The organism is Acinetobacter lactucae, from assembly GCF_013344765.1.
In the GTDB taxonomy this organism is placed as follows: Bacteria; Pseudomonadota; Gammaproteobacteria; order Pseudomonadales; family Moraxellaceae; genus Acinetobacter; species Acinetobacter lactucae_A.
This window is the reverse complement of sequence record NZ_JABVBF010000062.1, coordinates 1-17,585: the sequence shown is the minus strand read 5'-3', so window position 1 is coordinate 17,585 and position 17,585 is coordinate 1. Positions and strand designations below refer to the sequence as shown.

General features: G+C 40.3%; 21 protein-coding genes. 8 read left to right on the top strand and 13 right to left on the bottom strand.

Annotated elements, in window-relative coordinates; all coding sequences use genetic code 11:
- Both HUN22_RS08425 and HUN22_RS08420 read right to left on the bottom strand, forming a co-directional pair.
- Positions 1-882, bottom strand: an 882-nt coding sequence (locus tag HUN22_RS08425) for a DMT family transporter (protein ID WP_174728052.1), incomplete at its 3' end; no start/stop codon positions are given.
- A 103-nt stretch (positions 883-985) separates the two neighbouring features.
- Positions 986-1,639 carry a TetR/AcrR family transcriptional regulator gene (locus tag HUN22_RS08420; RefSeq protein ID WP_174728049.1) on the bottom strand — a complete coding sequence of 218 codons (654 nt, stop codon included), beginning with the start codon at positions 1,637-1,639 and terminating at the stop codon, positions 986-988.
- Between the two features lie 135 nt (positions 1,640-1,774).
- Here HUN22_RS08420 and HUN22_RS08415 point away from each other — a divergent pair, with 135 nt between their 5' ends.
- The 4 genes from HUN22_RS08415 (at position 1,775) to HUN22_RS08400 (ending at position 5,179) form a co-directional block, all read left to right on the top strand.
- A complete protein-coding gene (locus HUN22_RS08415) occupies positions 1,775-2,989 on the top strand; it encodes an MFS transporter (RefSeq protein ID WP_174728046.1) in 1,215 nt (404 codons plus the stop codon).
- A 21-nt stretch (positions 2,990-3,010) separates the two neighbouring features.
- Positions 3,011-3,775 carry an AraC family transcriptional regulator gene (locus tag HUN22_RS08410; protein ID WP_174728044.1) on the top strand — a complete coding sequence of 255 codons (765 nt, stop codon included), beginning with the start codon at positions 3,011-3,013 and terminating at the stop codon, positions 3,773-3,775.
- Positions 3,776-3,895: 120 nt separating this feature from the next.
- The gene (locus HUN22_RS08405) at positions 3,896-4,441 is read left to right on the top strand and encodes a glutathione peroxidase (RefSeq protein ID WP_174728043.1); all 546 of its coding nucleotides are present in this window, start codon (positions 3,896-3,898) and stop codon (positions 4,439-4,441) included.
- Between the two features lie 141 nt (positions 4,442-4,582).
- Complete coding sequence (locus HUN22_RS08400) at positions 4,583-5,179, top strand: hypothetical protein (protein ID WP_125699635.1); 597 nt, start codon at positions 4,583-4,585, stop codon at positions 5,177-5,179.
- 57 nt (positions 5,180-5,236) lie between these two features.
- On the opposite strand, the gene HUN22_RS08395 is transcribed toward HUN22_RS08400, so the two are convergent.
- The 10 genes from HUN22_RS08395 to HUN22_RS08350 form a co-directional block, all read right to left on the bottom strand.
- A complete protein-coding gene (locus HUN22_RS08395) occupies positions 5,237-5,656 on the bottom strand; it encodes a F0F1 ATP synthase subunit epsilon (protein WP_002114076.1) in 420 nt (139 codons plus the stop codon).
- Positions 5,657-5,673: 17 nt separating this feature from the next.
- Positions 5,674-7,068 carry a F0F1 ATP synthase subunit beta gene (gene atpD / locus HUN22_RS08390; protein WP_002114045.1) on the bottom strand — a complete coding sequence of 465 codons (1,395 nt, stop codon included), beginning with the start codon at positions 7,066-7,068 and terminating at the stop codon, positions 5,674-5,676.
- A gap of 30 nt (positions 7,069-7,098) precedes the next feature.
- Positions 7,099-7,968 (bottom strand): F0F1 ATP synthase subunit gamma, encoded by an 870-nt coding sequence (gene atpG, locus HUN22_RS08385; protein WP_174728041.1) that lies wholly within the window; start codon positions 7,966-7,968, stop codon positions 7,099-7,101.
- 77 nt (positions 7,969-8,045) lie between these two features.
- Complete coding sequence (gene atpA / locus HUN22_RS08380; protein WP_174728039.1) at positions 8,046-9,590, bottom strand: F0F1 ATP synthase subunit alpha; 1,545 nt, start codon at positions 9,588-9,590, stop codon at positions 8,046-8,048.
- A gap of 46 nt (positions 9,591-9,636) precedes the next feature.
- Entirely contained in the window at positions 9,637-10,173 is a 537-nt protein-coding gene (locus tag HUN22_RS08375) for a F0F1 ATP synthase subunit delta (protein ID WP_002114070.1), read from the bottom strand.
- Positions 10,174-10,185: 12 nt separating this feature from the next.
- Positions 10,186-10,656, bottom strand: a complete 471-nt coding sequence (locus tag HUN22_RS08370) for a F0F1 ATP synthase subunit B (RefSeq protein ID WP_001024691.1) — start codon at positions 10,654-10,656, stop codon at positions 10,186-10,188.
- Positions 10,657-10,694: 38 nt separating this feature from the next.
- Positions 10,695-10,940: a F0F1 ATP synthase subunit C gene (gene atpE, locus HUN22_RS08365; protein ID WP_000424060.1), complete on the bottom strand. Its 246-nt coding sequence runs from the start codon at positions 10,938-10,940 to the stop codon at positions 10,695-10,697.
- Positions 10,941-11,024: 84 nt separating this feature from the next.
- Positions 11,025-11,900 carry a F0F1 ATP synthase subunit A gene (gene atpB / locus HUN22_RS08360; protein ID WP_002114072.1) on the bottom strand — a complete coding sequence of 292 codons (876 nt, stop codon included), beginning with the start codon at positions 11,898-11,900 and terminating at the stop codon, positions 11,025-11,027.
- Positions 11,901-12,004: 104 nt separating this feature from the next.
- A complete protein-coding gene (locus HUN22_RS08355) occupies positions 12,005-12,403 on the bottom strand; it encodes an ATP synthase subunit I (RefSeq protein ID WP_003655545.1) in 399 nt (132 codons plus the stop codon).
- Positions 12,404-12,573: 170 nt separating this feature from the next.
- Positions 12,574-13,413 (bottom strand): metal ABC transporter solute-binding protein, Zn/Mn family, encoded by an 840-nt coding sequence (locus HUN22_RS08350; RefSeq protein WP_174728037.1) that lies wholly within the window; start codon positions 13,411-13,413, stop codon positions 12,574-12,576.
- A 127-nt stretch (positions 13,414-13,540) separates the two neighbouring features.
- Here HUN22_RS08350 and HUN22_RS08345 point away from each other — a divergent pair, with 127 nt between their 5' ends.
- From HUN22_RS08345 to znuB, 3 genes are read left to right on the top strand one after another with little or no spacing between them, the layout of a single operon-like run.
- A complete protein-coding gene (locus HUN22_RS08345; protein WP_174728035.1) occupies positions 13,541-14,038 on the top strand; it encodes a transcriptional repressor in 498 nt (165 codons plus the stop codon).
- Entirely contained in the window at positions 14,011-14,799 is a 789-nt protein-coding gene (znuC, locus tag HUN22_RS08340) for a zinc ABC transporter ATP-binding protein ZnuC (protein ID WP_014208124.1), read from the top strand. The genes HUN22_RS08345 and znuC overlap by 28 nt, the downstream gene beginning before the upstream one ends.
- A 3-nt stretch (positions 14,800-14,802) precedes the next feature.
- Positions 14,803-15,612, top strand: coding sequence for a zinc ABC transporter permease subunit ZnuB (gene znuB, locus HUN22_RS08335; protein ID WP_057105001.1), 810 nt, complete (start codon positions 14,803-14,805; stop codon positions 15,610-15,612).
- Position 15,613: 1 nt separating this feature from the next.
- On the opposite strand, the gene HUN22_RS08330 is transcribed toward znuB, so the two are convergent.
- Positions 15,614-16,240: a LysE family transporter gene (locus HUN22_RS08330; protein WP_174728033.1), complete on the bottom strand. Its 627-nt coding sequence runs from the start codon at positions 16,238-16,240 to the stop codon at positions 15,614-15,616.
- A 158-nt stretch (positions 16,241-16,398) separates the two neighbouring features.
- On the opposite strand from HUN22_RS08330, the gene HUN22_RS08325 reads away from it, so the two are divergent.
- Positions 16,399-17,319 (top strand): Dyp-type peroxidase, encoded by a 921-nt coding sequence (locus HUN22_RS08325; protein WP_174728030.1) that lies wholly within the window; start codon positions 16,399-16,401, stop codon positions 17,317-17,319.
- Positions 17,320-17,585: the final 266 nt, after the last annotated feature.

Genomic DNA, 17,585 nt, shown 5'->3' with positions numbered 1-17,585 from the left:
CACCTTCTTCTGAGCCATAATGATACCAATTAAAATAACAATCCCACCTAGCGTGTGATAAATGGTCCATTGCTCAGACAACCAGACGCTTGCAATAACTGCTGTAAAGACAGGCACCAAGTTCATAAAAATACTTGTTCTATTAGGACCGAGTTGTTGAACAGCTAACATCCAAACTAACGGCGCAATGAGTGAAGCAAATACACCTGCATAAATAGCGCTTGGCGCATTTTCTACATTTAAAGCATCGAGTCCAAACCAAAGAATTAAAGGAATATGAAATATTACAGAAAATCCAATCTGAACATATAAGCTTGTCATAATTGGCAGAGGCAACTGCCATTTTTTCAAGAAGACACCATAAAATGCATAGAAGAATACGGCAATAATCATTAATGCATCACCAAGATGCCCACCACCACTTAGCAGCTTATTAATATCTCCTTGGGACATGACATAGAGCAAACCTGCAAAAGACAAAATACTGCCAAAAACTGCAAAGCGATTAGGCACATCTTTTAAAATGGCAAGCGATACAAAGATCGTAAAGATAGGGATAAATGCATTCACAATTCCCATATTGGTTGCACTGGTATAATGGGCAGCCGTATAAGCTAAACCTTGATAAAGTACCATCCCAAATGCACTTAACACCGCAAGTTTAGGTAAATATGGCTTTATGAGTTGTTTTTGTCTCCAAACGGGGAAAAACATAAATGGAGTCAAAATAATAAAAGCAATTAACCATCGATAGAAGCTAATGCTTACCGGAGAGATATAATCCGAGACATAGCGGGTGACTACAATATTTAAAGACCAAATCAGTACTGCCAAAATGGGAAAAATAAATGCCCACTTGTGATATTTCATGACCTGACTCATAGCAATACACCATCTACAAAAGAGATTTTATTTTGAAGAATGTCTTAATAAATTGAAATATCGTATTTCCGACATTGATATTGAACTTAGGACATCGCCTTTTTTAAAATAATGTCCAAGCTTTCATGGCATGCTCTACAACTTTATGCAATTGCTCAGTACTCGCGCCGTCTCTGGCCTGTATAGTAAGGCCTTGAATGACCGTAGCATAAAAATCTGTCATTTCCTGTAGAGGAGCATTGGCTGATAAATCACCCTGCTCGACACCTTGTTGAAGACGTTTTAATAATTTTTCTTTGGTCTTTATGCGTTTATCCAATAGGTTTTGCTGCACATCTTGAGTGGCATCAGAACAATTCATGGCAGCAACTACCAACATACAACCTGCGGGCTTATTCGGTTGAATTAAGCGTTTTAGATTGTCATAAAGATATAATTCAAAAGCGATTTTTGCTGTTTTTGCTTCCAAAAAGATGGTCTCAATAGGACACGCTTCATGAGCCAAATAGTAATCAATACTTTTATAAAACAGCCCTGCCTTATCACCAAAGGTACTGTAAAGGCTCGGTGCTGTAATTTCCAAAGCTTGCGTTAAATCACTAATAGACGTTGCTTCGTAGCCATGCTCCCAAAAGAGCAACATAGCTTTCTCTAAAACCTGTTGTTCATCAAAGCATTTAGGACGCCCACGCTTCTTTTTTAGCGTTTCTTCAGTAACAACAAGATCTGTTTCATACCTATTTGTCATAAAGATCACATCTATTTTTATAACAATCGTTATTAAATTAATTGACGTTCGATTTTTTATCAACTATTTTATTTTCATAATGATCGTTAGTTAATTAATAAATTGCCCTTCTTTACTCCAAATTTAGCCAAGTAAGGATCTCCTATGGACCAATCTTCTATTTCTAAATCGCGACCCACAACCTCCACTCAAGGGAGCTGGTTTGCTATTTTGGCCGTTTCTATTGCTGCATTTGCATTAGTAACAAGTGAATTTTTACCTGTTGGTGTTCTAAATAGTGTCGCAACTGATTTAAATATTTCAGTAGGTACCGCAGGCCTCATCATTACCGTACCCGGTATTATGGCAGCAATTGCGGCACCTCTATTACCAGTATCTGTAAAACAACTAGATCGGCGTTATGTGCTGATCTTGCTGACGGCCATTATGGTGATTGCCAATACCATTACCGCTTTTGCTGAAAACTTTCATGTTTTATTGCTGAGCCGCCTAATTTTAGGTATTTCAATTGGTGGTTTCTGGGCGACAGCAATTGCTTTAAGTGGGAAATTAGCTCCTTCGCATCTTCCTATTGCTAAAGCAACTGCGGTCGTGATGGCAGGTGTAACTTTTGCTACAGTTTTAGGTGTGCCTATTGGAACTTGGTTAAGTGAATTTTATGGCTGGCGTAGTGCTTTTGGAATTACAGCAGGCATTGGCTTAATTGTTTTAATCTTACAATTAATCTTTTTACCTAAACTTGTACCAGACTCGGCAATTCACATGAAAGATTTGCCAGCACTATTACGTACTCCTAAAGCACGTAGTGGCATGTTAATTGTCTTATTAATTGGACTTGCTCATTTCTGTGCATATAGCTATTTAGCCCCTTTCTTTAAAAATGTTGCCGGTTTTAATGGCACAACCATTAGTTCATTATTATTGCTCTATGGAATTGCAGGTATTTTCGGAAATGCTTTTGCTGGATATAGTGGCAATCTAAATGTCCGTTATACATTAGCTTTTGTCGGTACATGCTTTGCAATCGTATTTTTTGGATTCCCTCTTTTTGCCGTTCATGAGTTTGGTGCTATTGTCTTAACTGCATTGTGGGGATTTGCATTTGGCGCTTTTCCTACCTCAGCGAATATCTGGATGTTTGTACATGCACCACATGCAGTTGAAAAAGGTATGCCCCTATTTGTAGGTATGTTTCAGGTGATGATTGCGACAGGTTCTTTATTAGGTGGCTATGTAGTTGATCATTTCAATGAAAATACTTTAATTTATGGTGTATTAAGCTTTGTTGCCTTAGCATTGCTGAGCACATTTACCTTAGCGAAAGGTTTAAATAACCCTAAAGCTACTTGTGAAAATTAAAATATGAGTTAGAGCATATAGATGAACAATGAGGACCAGCAATTTTCTTTATTAAATAGTATAGAAGTACATGAATTTCTATACCAAAAAGAAGATATTGTTCGTCCTCACGCATCTCTTTGGGGAGATTTTAATTTCAGTTTAAATGGAATTTTAGAAATACAAGTCGAAGAACAGCTATATCTTTCCCCACCTAGCTATGGTCTTTGGATTCCCCCAAAAACTGTTCATCAATCCACCCATATCGACCATGAAATTCATTATATCTGTATTCGATTACACCCTAGCCTCTGTTCTAGTTTAGGTAACGTCTGTAAATGTTTTAGTATTCAGCCTTTTTTTCGTACCTTAGTTTTACAAATTCTAGAGCAGCAGAAACAAACCGAACAACCTGAATATCTAGAACATCTTTTACAAGTTTTATTCGATCAACTCAAACAAGCTCCTGCATATTCGCATTATTTACCACAAACACGGCATCCTGTTTTATTGCCTATTTTAGAAAAACTTTCAGATCCTTTACTTTTTGATCACTCTTTACAGCAGTTGCTACAAAACTTTTCGGTTAGTGATCGCCACTTATTACGTTTGAGTCAACAAGAGCTTCAACTTTCGTTGTCCGAATGGAGAAATCGGGCCAAAATTGTTTATGCTATTCATCAGATTCGCCAAGGAACGCCTATCAAGCGTTTAGCATACGATTTAGGTTATCAACATAGCTCAAGTTTCATTGAATTTTTTAAACGTTACACTGGGCAAACACCTATCCAAATCAAAAATAACTAGAATTCAGTTTATCTTTAAAAACTTTTTCTTTTTTGAACACGAATATTATTGCACTACCCCTCAATAGCAGTTAAAACAAATGCGTTACTTGATATCAATTACAATCTTTAGGAAAGACTCATGACACAATCTGTATATCACATTCCAGTAAAAGCGATTTCAGGCGAAACGGTTGACCTCGAACAATACAAAGGGAAAGTTCTACTTATCGTAAATACTGCTTCTAAATGTGGTTTAACTCCACAATACGAAGGCTTAGAAAAACTTTATCAAGCAAAAAAAGATCAAGGTTTTGAAATTTTAGGCTTCCCCGCAAACAATTTTAAAGAGCAAGAACCTGGTTCTGATGACGAAATTCAACAGTTCTGTTCACTAAATTATGATGTTCATTTCCCTTTATTTTCTAAAGTTTCCGTAGTCGGTGAAGATAAGCATCCACTTTACCAAGCTTTAACAACAGCTCAACCGGAACGTACAGGTGAAGGTCCTTTCCGCGAGCGTTTAGAAGGCTTAGGTATTCCGACTAACCCTGCTCCAGAAGTTTTATGGAACTTCGAAAAGTTTTTAATCAATAAGAATGGTGAAGTCGTGGCTCGCTTTGCTCCGAACCTAACAGCAGACGACGAACAAATTGTTAAAGCAGTTGAAGCAGAGTTAGCAAAATAATATTTTAAAATGTAAAAAAGGGCGTTTTATACGCTCTTTTTTATGCTCTCCTCAAAGTGTTGTTCGTTTGCAAAAATACAATCTTTCTTCATATTTTATACCTATAGTATTTATTTGCTTTAATTAATGTTGTTTGTAGTTATGAAAAAAGTTTTACAGGGCGCATTTCTTCCTTTTGTAATTTTTGCTTCAGGCATGCTTTTACTCGGGTGCGATCAGGCACAAGACCATGCTACCGAACAAGAAAAGACTGAAATCACTGAACAGGCAGCTGACCAGACTCTTGAGCAACAAGAGGTAGATACTGCACCCAATAAAACCGAACTTAAAAGCGGTAATATTTTTTATATGGTCCGCGACGCTGCTAATTTACAGCTTAAAGCTGGTGACTATGTTGAACAACTTAAAGATACTCAGCTTGATGTTGAACAAGCCATCCAAGATAAAAATCAGAATGAATTAAAAACTACAGTCACAACTTTAAAACAGCAATTAGAAGGTTTAAATCAAGCACTTTTGACTTTAGATATCAAAAGTCAGGAAATTGAGAATATTCGCCAAAGTTTATTACATGCCAATCAACAAGCTCTTAGCATGCCATTACTAAACGGGAAATTAGATCAAATTAATTTTGACCAAATTGAAAAACAACTGAATACCATTCAAATGGATATGGTGAAGCTGGCTGCCATGATTATGGCAGGAGATGAAAAGTCAGATTCAAAAACTGAATCTTAAAAAACAATTTATAAAAAAAGCCACCTTACGGTGGCTTTTTTAATCTCAAACCGGCAATTAGAGTGCGCGGTTTTTGATTTTACGGATAGTTTCAAGCTGTGCAGCGGTTTCTGCCAAGGCAGCCAACGCAGCAGCTGAGTCCAAATCACTCTTTTGGTTTGCAAGCAATTGTTCAGCATTTTTACGTGCTTCTAAAATTGCCGCTTCATCCAAATTGTCAGCGCGGATTGCAGTATCTGCAAGAACCGTTACAACATGAGGTTGAACTTCTAAAACACCGCCAGATACATAGACGATTTCTTCTGTACCATTTTCCAACTGAACACGAATCGGGCCCGGTTGAAGCAAGGTTACAAGTGGAGCATGTCCTGGCAAAATACCAAGCTCACCACCAGCACCTTTCGCGATTAACATCGTTACTGCGCCAGAGTAAATAGACTCTTTAACACTTACGACATCACATTGCATAGTCGCCATGAGATGATCTCCTTAAATTAGAGTTTCTCAGCTTTAGCAATCACTTCGTCAATACCACCAACCATATAGAACGCTTGTTCTGGGATGTGATCGTATTCACCAGCTAATAGACCTTTAAAGCCACGAATCGTTTCTTTAAGCGGTACTAATTTACCAGGAGCACCAGTAAACACTTCAGCTACGTGGAATGGTTGAGAGAAGAAACGTTGGATTTTACGCGCACGGTAAACAACCAATTTGTCTTCTTCAGCTAACTCATCCATACCCAAGATTGCGATGATGTCTTTAAGCTCTTTATAACGTTGCAATACGTTTTGTACTGCACGCGCAATTTCATAGTGCTCTTGACCAACAACTAATGGGTCTAACTGACGTGAAGTTGAGTCAAGTGGATCGATCGCTGGATAGATACCAGAAGATGCGATGTCACGGCTCAATACTACTGTTGCATCTAAGTGAGCAAATGTAGTTGCAGGAGATGGATCTGTTAAGTCATCGGCAGGTACATATACTGCTTGGATCGATGTGATCGAACCAGATTTAGTAGATGTAATACGCTCTTGAAGAACACCCATTTCTTCTGCAAGTGTAGGTTGGTAACCTACCGCAGATGGCATACGACCTAACAATGCTGATACTTCAGTACCGGCAAGTGTATAACGGTAGATGTTGTCGACGAATAATAATACGTCACGACCTTTACCATTTTCGTCTTTTTGATCACGGAAGTATTCAGCCATAGTCAAACCAGTTAACGCTACGCGTAAACGGTTACCTGGTGGCTCGTTCATCTGACCGTAGACCATTGCTACTTTGTCAAGAACGTTAGAATCTTTCATTTCGTGATAGAAGTCGTTACCTTCACGAGTACGCTCACCAACACCAGCAAACACAGATAAACCTGAGTGAGCTTTCGCGATGTTGTTGATCAACTCCATCATGTTAACGGTTTTACCAACACCAGCACCACCGAATAAACCAACTTTACCACCTTTTGCAAACGGGCAAAGTAAGTCAATTACTTTAATACCAGTTTCTAAAAGGTCAGTAGAAGCTGCTTGTTCAGCATAAGAAGGTGCTTGACGGTGAATCGGCAAACGCTCTTCAGTCGCTACAGGACCTGCTTCATCAATTGGGCGACCCAAAACGTCCATGATACGACCAAGCGTAGCTGGACCTACTGGAACAGAAATCGGTGCATTTGTGCTGGTTACATTAAGGCCACGTTTAAGACCTTCTGTAGAACCCATTGCGATGGTACGAACAACACCATCGCCAAGCTGTTGCTGAACTTCTAGTGTAGTTTCAGTACCGTCAACTTGGAGAGCGTCATAGATCTTAGGAACGCTATTGCGCTCAAACTCGACGTCGATAACCGCGCCGATGATCTGAATGATACGACCGCTACTCATTGCTGTCTCCTCAATTCAAACTTAATAATGTTAAACGGCAGCGGCACCGCCAACGATCTCGGAAATTTCCTGAGTAATCGCGGCTTGACGCAGCTTGTTGTAAATGAGTTGTAGGTCTTTAATCAACTGTCCTGCGTTGTCTGTCGCTGCTTTCATCGCGACCATACGAGCTGACTGCTCACATGCAACGTTTTCAATCACACCTTGATAAACCATAGACTCGATATAGCGAACCAACAAACCATTTAACAATTCTTCTGCTTCTGGTTCGTAGATATAGTCCCAACCATAAGTACGGTTGAGATCATCGCCTTCTTCTGCTGGTGCTAAAGGAACAAGTTGTTCTACTTTAGGCTGCTGAGTCATTGCATTAACGAAGCCATTTGATACGAGATAGATACGATCTAATTCGCCTTTATCAAATGCATCAAGCATAACTTGGACTGAGCCAGTTAACTGTTCCAAACTCAGCGCATCGCCAAGTTGGGTAGTTGCACCGAGCACTTTACCGCCGTAATTCTTAAAAAACGAAACCGCTTTTTGACCAATTAAAGCAAATTCAACTTCAATTGACTGCTGTTGTTGTGCTTTGACATGCTGCACAACTTTCTTGAACAAGTTAATGTTCAAGCCACCTGCCAAACCACGATCTGAAGACACTACGATATAGCCAACACGCTTAACCGGGCGGTCAACCATATAACGGTGTTTATATTCAGGGTTTGCTTGTACCAAGTGAGCAATTACACGGCGCATATTATCGGCATACGGACGGCCCTGAGCCATGCGCTCTTGCGCACGACGCATTTTAGAAGCAGCTACCATTTGCATCGCGCGAGTAATCTTTTGCGTGCTCTTGATACTAGCTACTTTGGCGCGAATTTCTTTTAAATTTGCCATACGCTTAACCTAGTATTCGAAAGCTCTTTCGAGCTTCCGAAGGTTGATCCGTGAACCAAACTTAACTAAAACTAAACTTAGTAAGTTTGAGTCGCTTTAAAGCTTTCAATACCTGCTTTGATTGCTGCTTCGATGTCTTTGTTGTAATCACCAGTTTCATCGATTTGTTTCATCAACGGAGCATATTCTGAGCGGAAGTAAGAAATTAACGCAGCATCAAAGTCTACGATTTTCTTAACTTCTACGTCAGCCATGTAGCCTTCGTTAGATGCATAAACAGAAACAGCTTGGTCAGCAATTGAGTAAGGAGCATATTGTTTTTGCTTCATTAACTCAGTTACACGTTGACCATGTTCAAGTTGCTTACGAGTTGCTTCGTCAAGGTCAGAAGCGAACTGAGCAAACGCAGCCAATTCACGGTATTGTGCTAAAGCGGTACGGATACCACCAGACAATTTTTTGATGATCTTAGTTTGAGCAGAACCACCAACACGAGATACAGAGATACCTGCGTTCACAGCAGGACGAATACCTGCGTTGAATAATGATGTTTCTAAGAAGATCTGACCGTCAGTAATCGAAATTACGTTCGTTGGTACGAATGCAGATACGTCACCTGCTTGAGTTTCAATAATTGGCAATGCAGTTAAAGAACCAGTTTTACCAGTTACTGCACCATTAGTGAATTTCTCAACGTAGTCAGCAGATACACGAGAAGCACGTTCAAGAAGACGTGAGTGAAGATAGAATACATCACCCGGATACGCTTCACGGCCTGGTGGACGACGTAAAAGCAATGAAATTTGACGGTAAGCAACTGCTTGCTTAGACAAATCATCATAAATAATAAGAGCGTCTTCACCGCGGTCACGGAAGTATTCACCCATTGTACAGCCAGAGTACGGAGCTAAGTACTGCATTGCAGCAGGATCAGCAGCCGCAGCAGCGACAACAGTTGTATACGCCATAGCGCCAGTTTCTTCTAGCTTACGTACAACGTTTGCAATTGTTGATTGTTTTTGACCAATCGCAACGTATACACATTTAATGCCAGAGTTTTTCTGAGCGATAATCGCATCGATCGCCATCGCTGTTTTACCAGTTTGACGGTCACCGATGATCAACTCACGTTGGCCACGGCCAACAGGAATCATTGTATCAACTGATTTATAACCAGTTTGAACAGGCTCATCTACAGATTGACGCCAAATTACACCTGGTGCTACTTTTTCAACAGCATCAGTTAATTTCGCATCAATTGGGCCTTTACCATCAATTGGGTTACCCAAAGCATCGACAACACGGCCAAGAAGTTCAGGACCAACTGGAACTTCTAATACACGACCTGTACAACGAGCTTTTTGACCTTCTTGAAGGCTTAGGTAGTTACCTAAAACAACGGCACCCACTGAATCCTGTTCTAGGTTCAGTGCCATACCAAATAAGCCGCCGTCGAATTCGATCATTTCACCGTACATTGCATCAGCAAGACCGTGAATGCGCACGATACCGTCGGATACCATAACAATGGTACCTTCGTTTTTAGCGGTCGCGCTGGTGTCCAGATCTCCGATACGCTGTTTAATGAGCGCACTGATCTCGGATGGATTCAGTTGTTGCATTGCGCTATTCCTCAATCTTTTATTAGTTCAGTCTTCATCATTTGCATTATGCAAGAAGACGAGTACGCATTTTTTCAAGCTTGTTAAGCGCAGAATCATCTATCACTTGATCGCCTGCACGAATTACAACACCTGCAATAAGCTCAGGTTTAACTTCAACTGAAACAGTTACAGTACTGTTAAAACGCTTTTCTAAAGCAGATTTCAACAGTTGCTCTTGTTCAGCAGTTAACGGGAAAGCCGATTCAATCACGACATCCACATTGTTGTTATTCTGTGATTTAAGCTGTTCATATTCTGCTTCAATTTCAGGTAACAACATTAAACGATCGTTATCTGCAAGAAGTGTCAAAAAGTTAGACACTGCTTGAGATTGATCTTCACCTAAAACTTTAGCAAAAAGCTTCACTTGCTCCGCAGGAGTAAGTTCAGGGCGATTTAAATAAGCGGAAAATGCTTCGTCTTGCACCGCAGCACTGAGCACTTGTAACGCATTCGACCAATTGTCTGTTGCACCTTGCTCAGAAGCATAAGCAAATGCTGCTTTGGCATACGGACGTGCCAACGTCAAGAGTTCAGCCATAATTCGCCTCGCTTAAAGTTTAGCAGCCAGCTGAGACAGCATGGCGTTATGAGCTTCTGCGTCAACTTGCTGGTTCAGGATTTTTTCTGCACCAGTTACTGCCAAAGCAGCTACTTGTTGACGTAATTCTTCGCGAGCAGAATTGATTTCTTGATCAACAGCTTCCTTAGCCTGTTGACGAATACGCTCACCTTCAGCCGCAGCTTGAGTACGAGCTTCTTCGATCAATTGCGCTGCACGACGGTTCGCTTGTTCGATCAATTGAGCCGCTTGTGCTTTAGCTGCATCAAGCTCTTGCTTAACTTGCGCTTGTGCATCGGCAAGGTCAGCTTTCGCTTTTTCTGCTGCATTTAAGCCATCAGCGATTTTACGCTGACGCTCACTAATCGCATTGATTAGTGGTGGCCAAACAAACTTCATGCAGAATGCAACAAAGAATGCAAACGCAATCGCTTGACCAATCAATGTGAGGTTGATATTCATTGCAATTCCTCAAATAGTGGATTTAGGAATTAAGATGATTAACCTACAAATGGATTAGCGAAGATGAAGAACAAGCCAATACCAACACCGATCATAGGCACAGCATCAAGAAGACCCGCGATTAAGAACATACGAGTTTGAAGTTGTGGAGCCAATTCTGGTTGACGAGCAACAGCTTCTAAAAAGCGACCACCCAAAAGACCAAAACCAATCGCAGTACCCAAAGCACCGAAAGCGATCAAGATAGCAGATGCAATTGCAACTAGACCTAAAGTGAGTTCCATGAAAAATTCCTCAGAGGTTAGGTTATTACCAAATTAAATTAAAAAAATTCAGCCCAACCATCATTTGATAGTTAGGCAATACCATTAATGTTTTTCGCTTGCCATGCTCAAGTAAACGATGGTAAGCATCATAAAGATGAATGCCTGCAACGTGATTACAAGAATGTGGAAGATCGCCCAAGGCACAGACAACGCCCATTGAATCCAAAACGGCAATAAAGCAATTAGGATAAAGATCAACTCACCGGCATACATGTTACCGAATAGTCGGAGAGCTAATGAAATCGGACGAGCAAGGAATGTTACCAATTCCAAAATCAAGTTCACTGGAATAAGCAACGCTTTTGCAACTGGATTACTTGGGTTAAATGGGTTAAGTGCCAACTCGCCAACGAAACCACCAACACCCTTTTCGCGGATGCTGTAAAACAAGATAAGTACAAATACAGATAAAGACATACCTAAAGTAATGTTTGGATCTGTAGATGGAACGATCTTGAAGTAAACGTGGTGAGGATCCATACCAAATACGTTTGCACCTACAAACGCTGCAACTTGAGGAATCCAGTCAACTGGGATCAAGTCCATTAAGTTCATGAGGAAAATCCACACGAAAATAGTGAGTGCAAGCGGAGCGATTAAACGTGATTTGCCATGAAAAGTATCACGGACACTTGAGTCAACAAACTCGATGATCATTTCAATTGCAGACTGGAATTTAGTTGGAACACCTGCATTAGCAGCTTTCGCAACGATCCAGAACATCAAACAGAAAATAACACCAAGGCCAATTGACCAACCCATTGAATCCAAGTGAATTGCAGTGAACCCCATCGAATGAGCTTCTTCAGCAGTCTCAGCCAATTTCCATGTACCGTCTGGCATTTTGCCATAGGTCATATTGGTCAAGTGATGCTTGATATACTCTGTCGAAGTGAGGGCATGTTCTTCAGCAGCCATAAATCACACCTGGTCAATGTCAATTACTAAAAAGAAGGGAAACGAACATCGGCGCACTGTCGACATCTCGCAACTCTCCAAAAAATCTTCAATTCTTCTTGTTTCTATACCCGTTTTTCTAGACGTGACACCCAAAACGGAGCGACCCACGACATTGCCTGAACGAGAATAAAACCAAACAGCAATGCTAACGGTGATAAAGGTTTAACATTACTCAAAATCAAAATAAATCCAACGATCATGATTGCAAATTTGCCTAACATGCCCCTATACATGTTAGACAGCACTTGTTTTGATGCTCTCGCACCTGCTGTTCTGAAGGATTGCCAAGAGAAATAACTCATAGCAAGCCAGCAAACCAGTGCACCAAGTGCCGCACTTAATGCTGCTGTCATGTCTTTTATGCTCCACGCCACGAGGGCGGAAACAGGGATCATACATGCTTGCAAGAAGACCAAAGCTTTTGCTAATCGTCGGTCAATCAAGCGACTAGTTCGGCTCATTATTTATCCACTCACAGCATAAATGCTTGACAAGTTTAGCTGATGATCGCTTTTAATCGCAGGCATTATAGAGTTACACCCCTGAACATGCAATCTTTTCCCGACTTTAGTCGGGGTTTTTCATGACCGGTGGTGCTGACGCTACAGTCAGCCTTTGTTTATTTTTTATCTTACTTTTGCGTACTTAATACACATTTATCTGTTTTTATAGCCAGTTTCTTCCATGCGGTGACGAAATCATCCTCATTATTCATGCTCTCGTCTACTGGCTGAAAAGTAATGTTACCTAATTTTTGATATTGACTCTTAGTGGTAAAACTTTCTGCGAGTAAGCACATCTGATTTTTCGGTCGATTATCATTAAGATACTTAATTTGTGCTGCTGTTGGCGCAACATGTGGATCATCTGTCAAAGCACCTGCGAACTTTAAGTTTAATGAACGCTCCAAATATTGATAGGCGTCATGATATGACCAATAGGGTTTACCATTACTTGAACTATCATAAGCTTGTGCTGCCTGCAACATTTTACGGGCAAAGATATTGGCATTATTCCAGTACCTTGCCTTATTCTCAGGTTGTTGCTGAGAGCGCAAAGCAGCAATAAAGAAACCTATTCGAACTGCATTATTGGGCTCTAACCATACATGTGTATCTATTGTATTAGGCAAAGCTGCACCGCGTGTACTGCGCTGGGGTAAAACAGAAACGATACCACTATCTAATAGAGCGATCGCCTTCTTATTATTACTTAATAACTTATTTAAAGGCGCTTCATGCGCTTTACCCAACCAGATCACCAAAGACGCATCATTAATTGCTTTACGATGCGCTGGGGTTAATTGTACGTCATGCCCAGTTTGTCCTTTTAATAAGAGCTGTGGTTCTTCAACTCCTTGGGTGACTTCTTTTGCAATCAGATAGATGGGGTGCGTAGAAACCACCAAACCCTGACTCCACCCTAACGTACTCAAAAGTGAGAACATACTGAAAACAAAAAAACGGAACATGACAGACCATCAATTTAAATTAGCTCGAAGCATGTTATAATATAACAAAGTTACAAAATTACCTAAGATTAATCGAATGAAGCATCGCTTCATGCTAATATTCCGTTAAAAATTCGAGGTTATCTCTATGAGTTCCTGCTCGCATGAACATCATGATTCTTTGCATGGTGTGCATGATCACCATAATGTCGCAAGCCGTTTAGCTGAAGCAGAAAGTTTATGTTCTGCGACTGGTGCACGTCTTACTCCTTTACGCAAAGAAGTTCTGGAACTCATTTTAAATGCTTCGGGTCCCATGGGTGCCTATGACTTACTCGCACGTATAAAAAGTCAAACTGATCGCCCTGCTGCTCCCCCAACCGTATATAGAACTTTAGATTTCTTATTAGAAAAAGGCCTCATTCACCGCCTAACTTCTATTAATGCTTATATTCCTTGTTGCCATCCGCGTGAAGGCCATCAAGCAGCATTCCTGATTTGTACCGAATGCCATATGGTTAAAGAAGCCTCTTCTCAAGGCCTGACACATCAGCTTGACCAACTAGCAGATTCAGATGATTTCGTGGCTCAACACAGCATTATTGAAATTTCGGGGAAATGCCAACAGTGCCGCACAACTCGTTAAATCCTGTATTAATTCAGCTTGAGCAAGTTTCTGTTCACCGTGATGATCGGGATATATTAAAAAAAGTTGATTTTGCCCTACATCAAAATGAAATTGTGTCTTTAATTGGCCCCAATGGTGCAGGCAAATCAACACTAATTAAAGTTCTACTCGGTATTCTCCAGCCAAGTAGTGGGCGTGTTATTAATCATAAAAAACTTAAAATGGCTTATGTGCCACAAAAGTTCAATCCTTCACACAGCCTGCCTTTACGTGTTCAGGATCTTTTAGATTTAGAAAAATGTAGCCCCGCCCTGCGTCAGGAAATTATTCAGGACACAGGTATTTCAAAGTTACAACAATCAAAAGTACAACAGCTTTCAGGCGGAGAACGCCAACGAGTACTTTTGGCTCGTGCTCTACTTCGCCAACCAGATATTTTAGTTCTTGATGAACCCATGCAAGGTCTAGATATTCAGTCAGAAGCGGAACTTTATGATTATGTGCGCAGTCTGCCAGAACGATATGGCTGCGCAATCTTAATTGTCTCTCATGACTTACAATGGGTTATGCAAGGAACACACCGTGTTGTTTGTTTAAATAAACATATTTGCTGTAGCGGGCTACCCGAGAATATCCAACAACACCCTGAATATCAGGCAATCTTTGGAACTCAAAGGGTCTTCTATCAACATCATCATGACCATTGTGCTCACGGTGATGCTGCTCATCCCTGCCCTCATAATGATCGTCCTCACATTCACCCAGAACCGGAAGCTTAAGCCATGATGGAATGGTTACAATTATTGTTACCCGCATGGATTATGGGAACCCTGCTGGTATTTTTGACTGCGCCTCTGGGTTGTCTGATGCTTTGGAGACGTATGTCTTTTTTTGCTGATACGATGGCGCACGGTACACTACTCGGGGTTGCTATTGCAGGAGCCTTAAGTCTTCCATTATGGCTTGGTGTTGCAGGTACCGCGGTTTTACTGGTAGGCGTTTTATGGGCTTTACATGACAATCGCTTACCCAATGATGCTCTACTCGCTTTATGTTCAGCAACATTACTGTGTAGTGGTTTATTGTTTATTCAACATGTTCCAAGTTTAAGACCAGAGCTTTTAAGTTATTTATTTGGCGACTTACTTAGCATTGATTGGCCCGACTTACCCGTTTTCACTTTAATTATTGCGATATCAATCGTGATTCTTTATCGTTTTTGGCAGCCGCAAATACAGTTTGCAATTGATCCAGATATCGCAATTAGTGAAGGAGTAAATGCAAATTGGCAACGCCTTATTTTTATGCTGTTATTGGCTTTATTTACAGTTTTAGCTTTGCGTGCTGTAGGTTCTTTGCTCATGGGCGCACTACTGGTAATACCCGCTTTAAGCGCTCGTCTATTGGCAAATTCACCAAAGCAAATGGTTATTTGGGCATTCGTATTAGCCCAGCTCGGTGTTAGTGTCGGCTTATGGTCAAGTGCAGCACTTAATATTTCTACAGGTCTTAGTATTGTTTTATGTATGGCTTTGAGTTTTGCTGTTATTTTTATAACTCAAAAGTTAAAAAATCAAACACAGGCGGCCTAAATTAGGACGCCTGATGAACTGTGCTTAGTAATAAAGCCGCACAGCTAAACATCACAGCAAAGCCCCGATTTAAATATTTTTGCTGTCTAGGGGATCGAAGTAATCTTAAAACCTTTGACGCCAGCCCCGTATATCCAGCCATTACAATCAAATCGATCGTAATCATAGTAGCTGCCATAATTAGATATTGTATCCATTGAGGCTTACTCAAATCTAAAAACTGCGGCAAAACTGCCAATAAAAATACGATCGCTTTAGGATTACTAATATTGACTACAAAACCATTTAATAACAGAGCTAAAGCAGACTTATCTCTTTTTTCTTGTTGAATTTCTATATCTTTTACGGGCGCTGTCCACTGCAAATATGCTAAATACAATAAATAAGCCACACCGAACCATTTAACAAACTGAAAAGCTAAAGGAGTCGTTGCAAATAAAACACCAACACCTGCTGCCACCACCATAATTTGAAGCAGCAAAGCAATTTGCATCCCAATCACATTCCAGTAACCATGTCTAAAGCCATAATTTAAACCACTCGACATTGAAGCAATAGCTCCCGCACCCGGAGAGATACTAATGACCCAACAGGCCAACATATAAGCAAACCAAACTTGCAAAGACATAGTAAAAAAAGACAATAAAAGTGGAATTATACCGTTTTATAAAACTATATTGATGAGAATTCAAACAATAAAATCAAGAAATAGACTACTAACCACTCTTCGCATCAGGCACAATAATTAAAGCTCATACTAAATTATAATTGAGGAGAGACCTTCCAATGACTGCTCAATCTGTCATTTTGCCGTTGCCATCAGATCATGCCCGTTTTATTGTTCTTCGTTTAAAAGACCTATCAATTGATGAATTAAAAGAACAACTCGAAGCGTTGTTTGAAACACGCGACCGTCTTATTACTCAGCATTCAGACGCGCAAATTAAAACAGCAGTCGCTTTTGGTCCAGAACTTTGGAAGCAACTTTACAGCCAATCTCCTGTTGGCTTTAAACAACTTGAACCAGAAAATGGTGCATTCAATATGCCTGTCGTACCAGCTGATGTGCTTATTCACATTGCCAGTATGCGTTCAGATATTTGTTTTGCATTAAGCCAAGCCTTTTTTGAAGGTATTAAAGATAAGGTCGAAGTTCTTGATGAGCGTGTTTGCTTCCGTTATTTCGATGGCCGAGATATTACAGGTTTTATAGACGGCACTGAAAACCCTCAGTTCCCAGATGACCGTGCAGAAACAGCTCTTCTGCCCGAAGAGGCTGGAGTATTTGCCGATGGTAGTTTCATTTTCGCGCAGCGCTATGCACACGACTTAGAAAAATGGAAAAAATTGAAAGTTGATGCGCAAGAAAATGTTATGGGCCGCACCAAGCTTGAGTCAATTGAACTTGATGATGACGTTAAACCAGAAAATGCCCATGTCGCCCGTACTGTTGTCGAAGATGATGAGGGGGAAGAAATGGAAATCTTGCGTCATAGCCTGCCTTATGGTGACGGCAGAGGCGATCAAGGTTTATTTTTCATTGCCTACACCAAGGACCTGAACATTATTGATGCCATGTTAAAACGTATGTTCGGTACAAGTGGAGATGGTATCCATGACCGCTTATTGCATTTCGTGACCCCGCTTGATGGTGCTTACTATTTTGCACCTAGCGAAGAATTACTCGAAGAAATTTTAGAAGGGTAAATTTTTAAAAAAGTAGCTATCATGATAGCTACTTTTTTATTTTGTAAAGATCGTATGCTTTACCGATATAAGTTAATAAAAAATATTCTTAAGTAGTAATCTATGGTGCGTTAGAATTTCTTATTTCCAGAATTTCATTACAATCTTTAGAAGTTGAATAAATAAAAATTCGTTTGTCTTGATTTTCTAATAAAATAGCATCTTTATCGGCACCAAACGCATTCTTAGAAATATCACACTTATAAGCCGACAATTTAAAGCTGTTT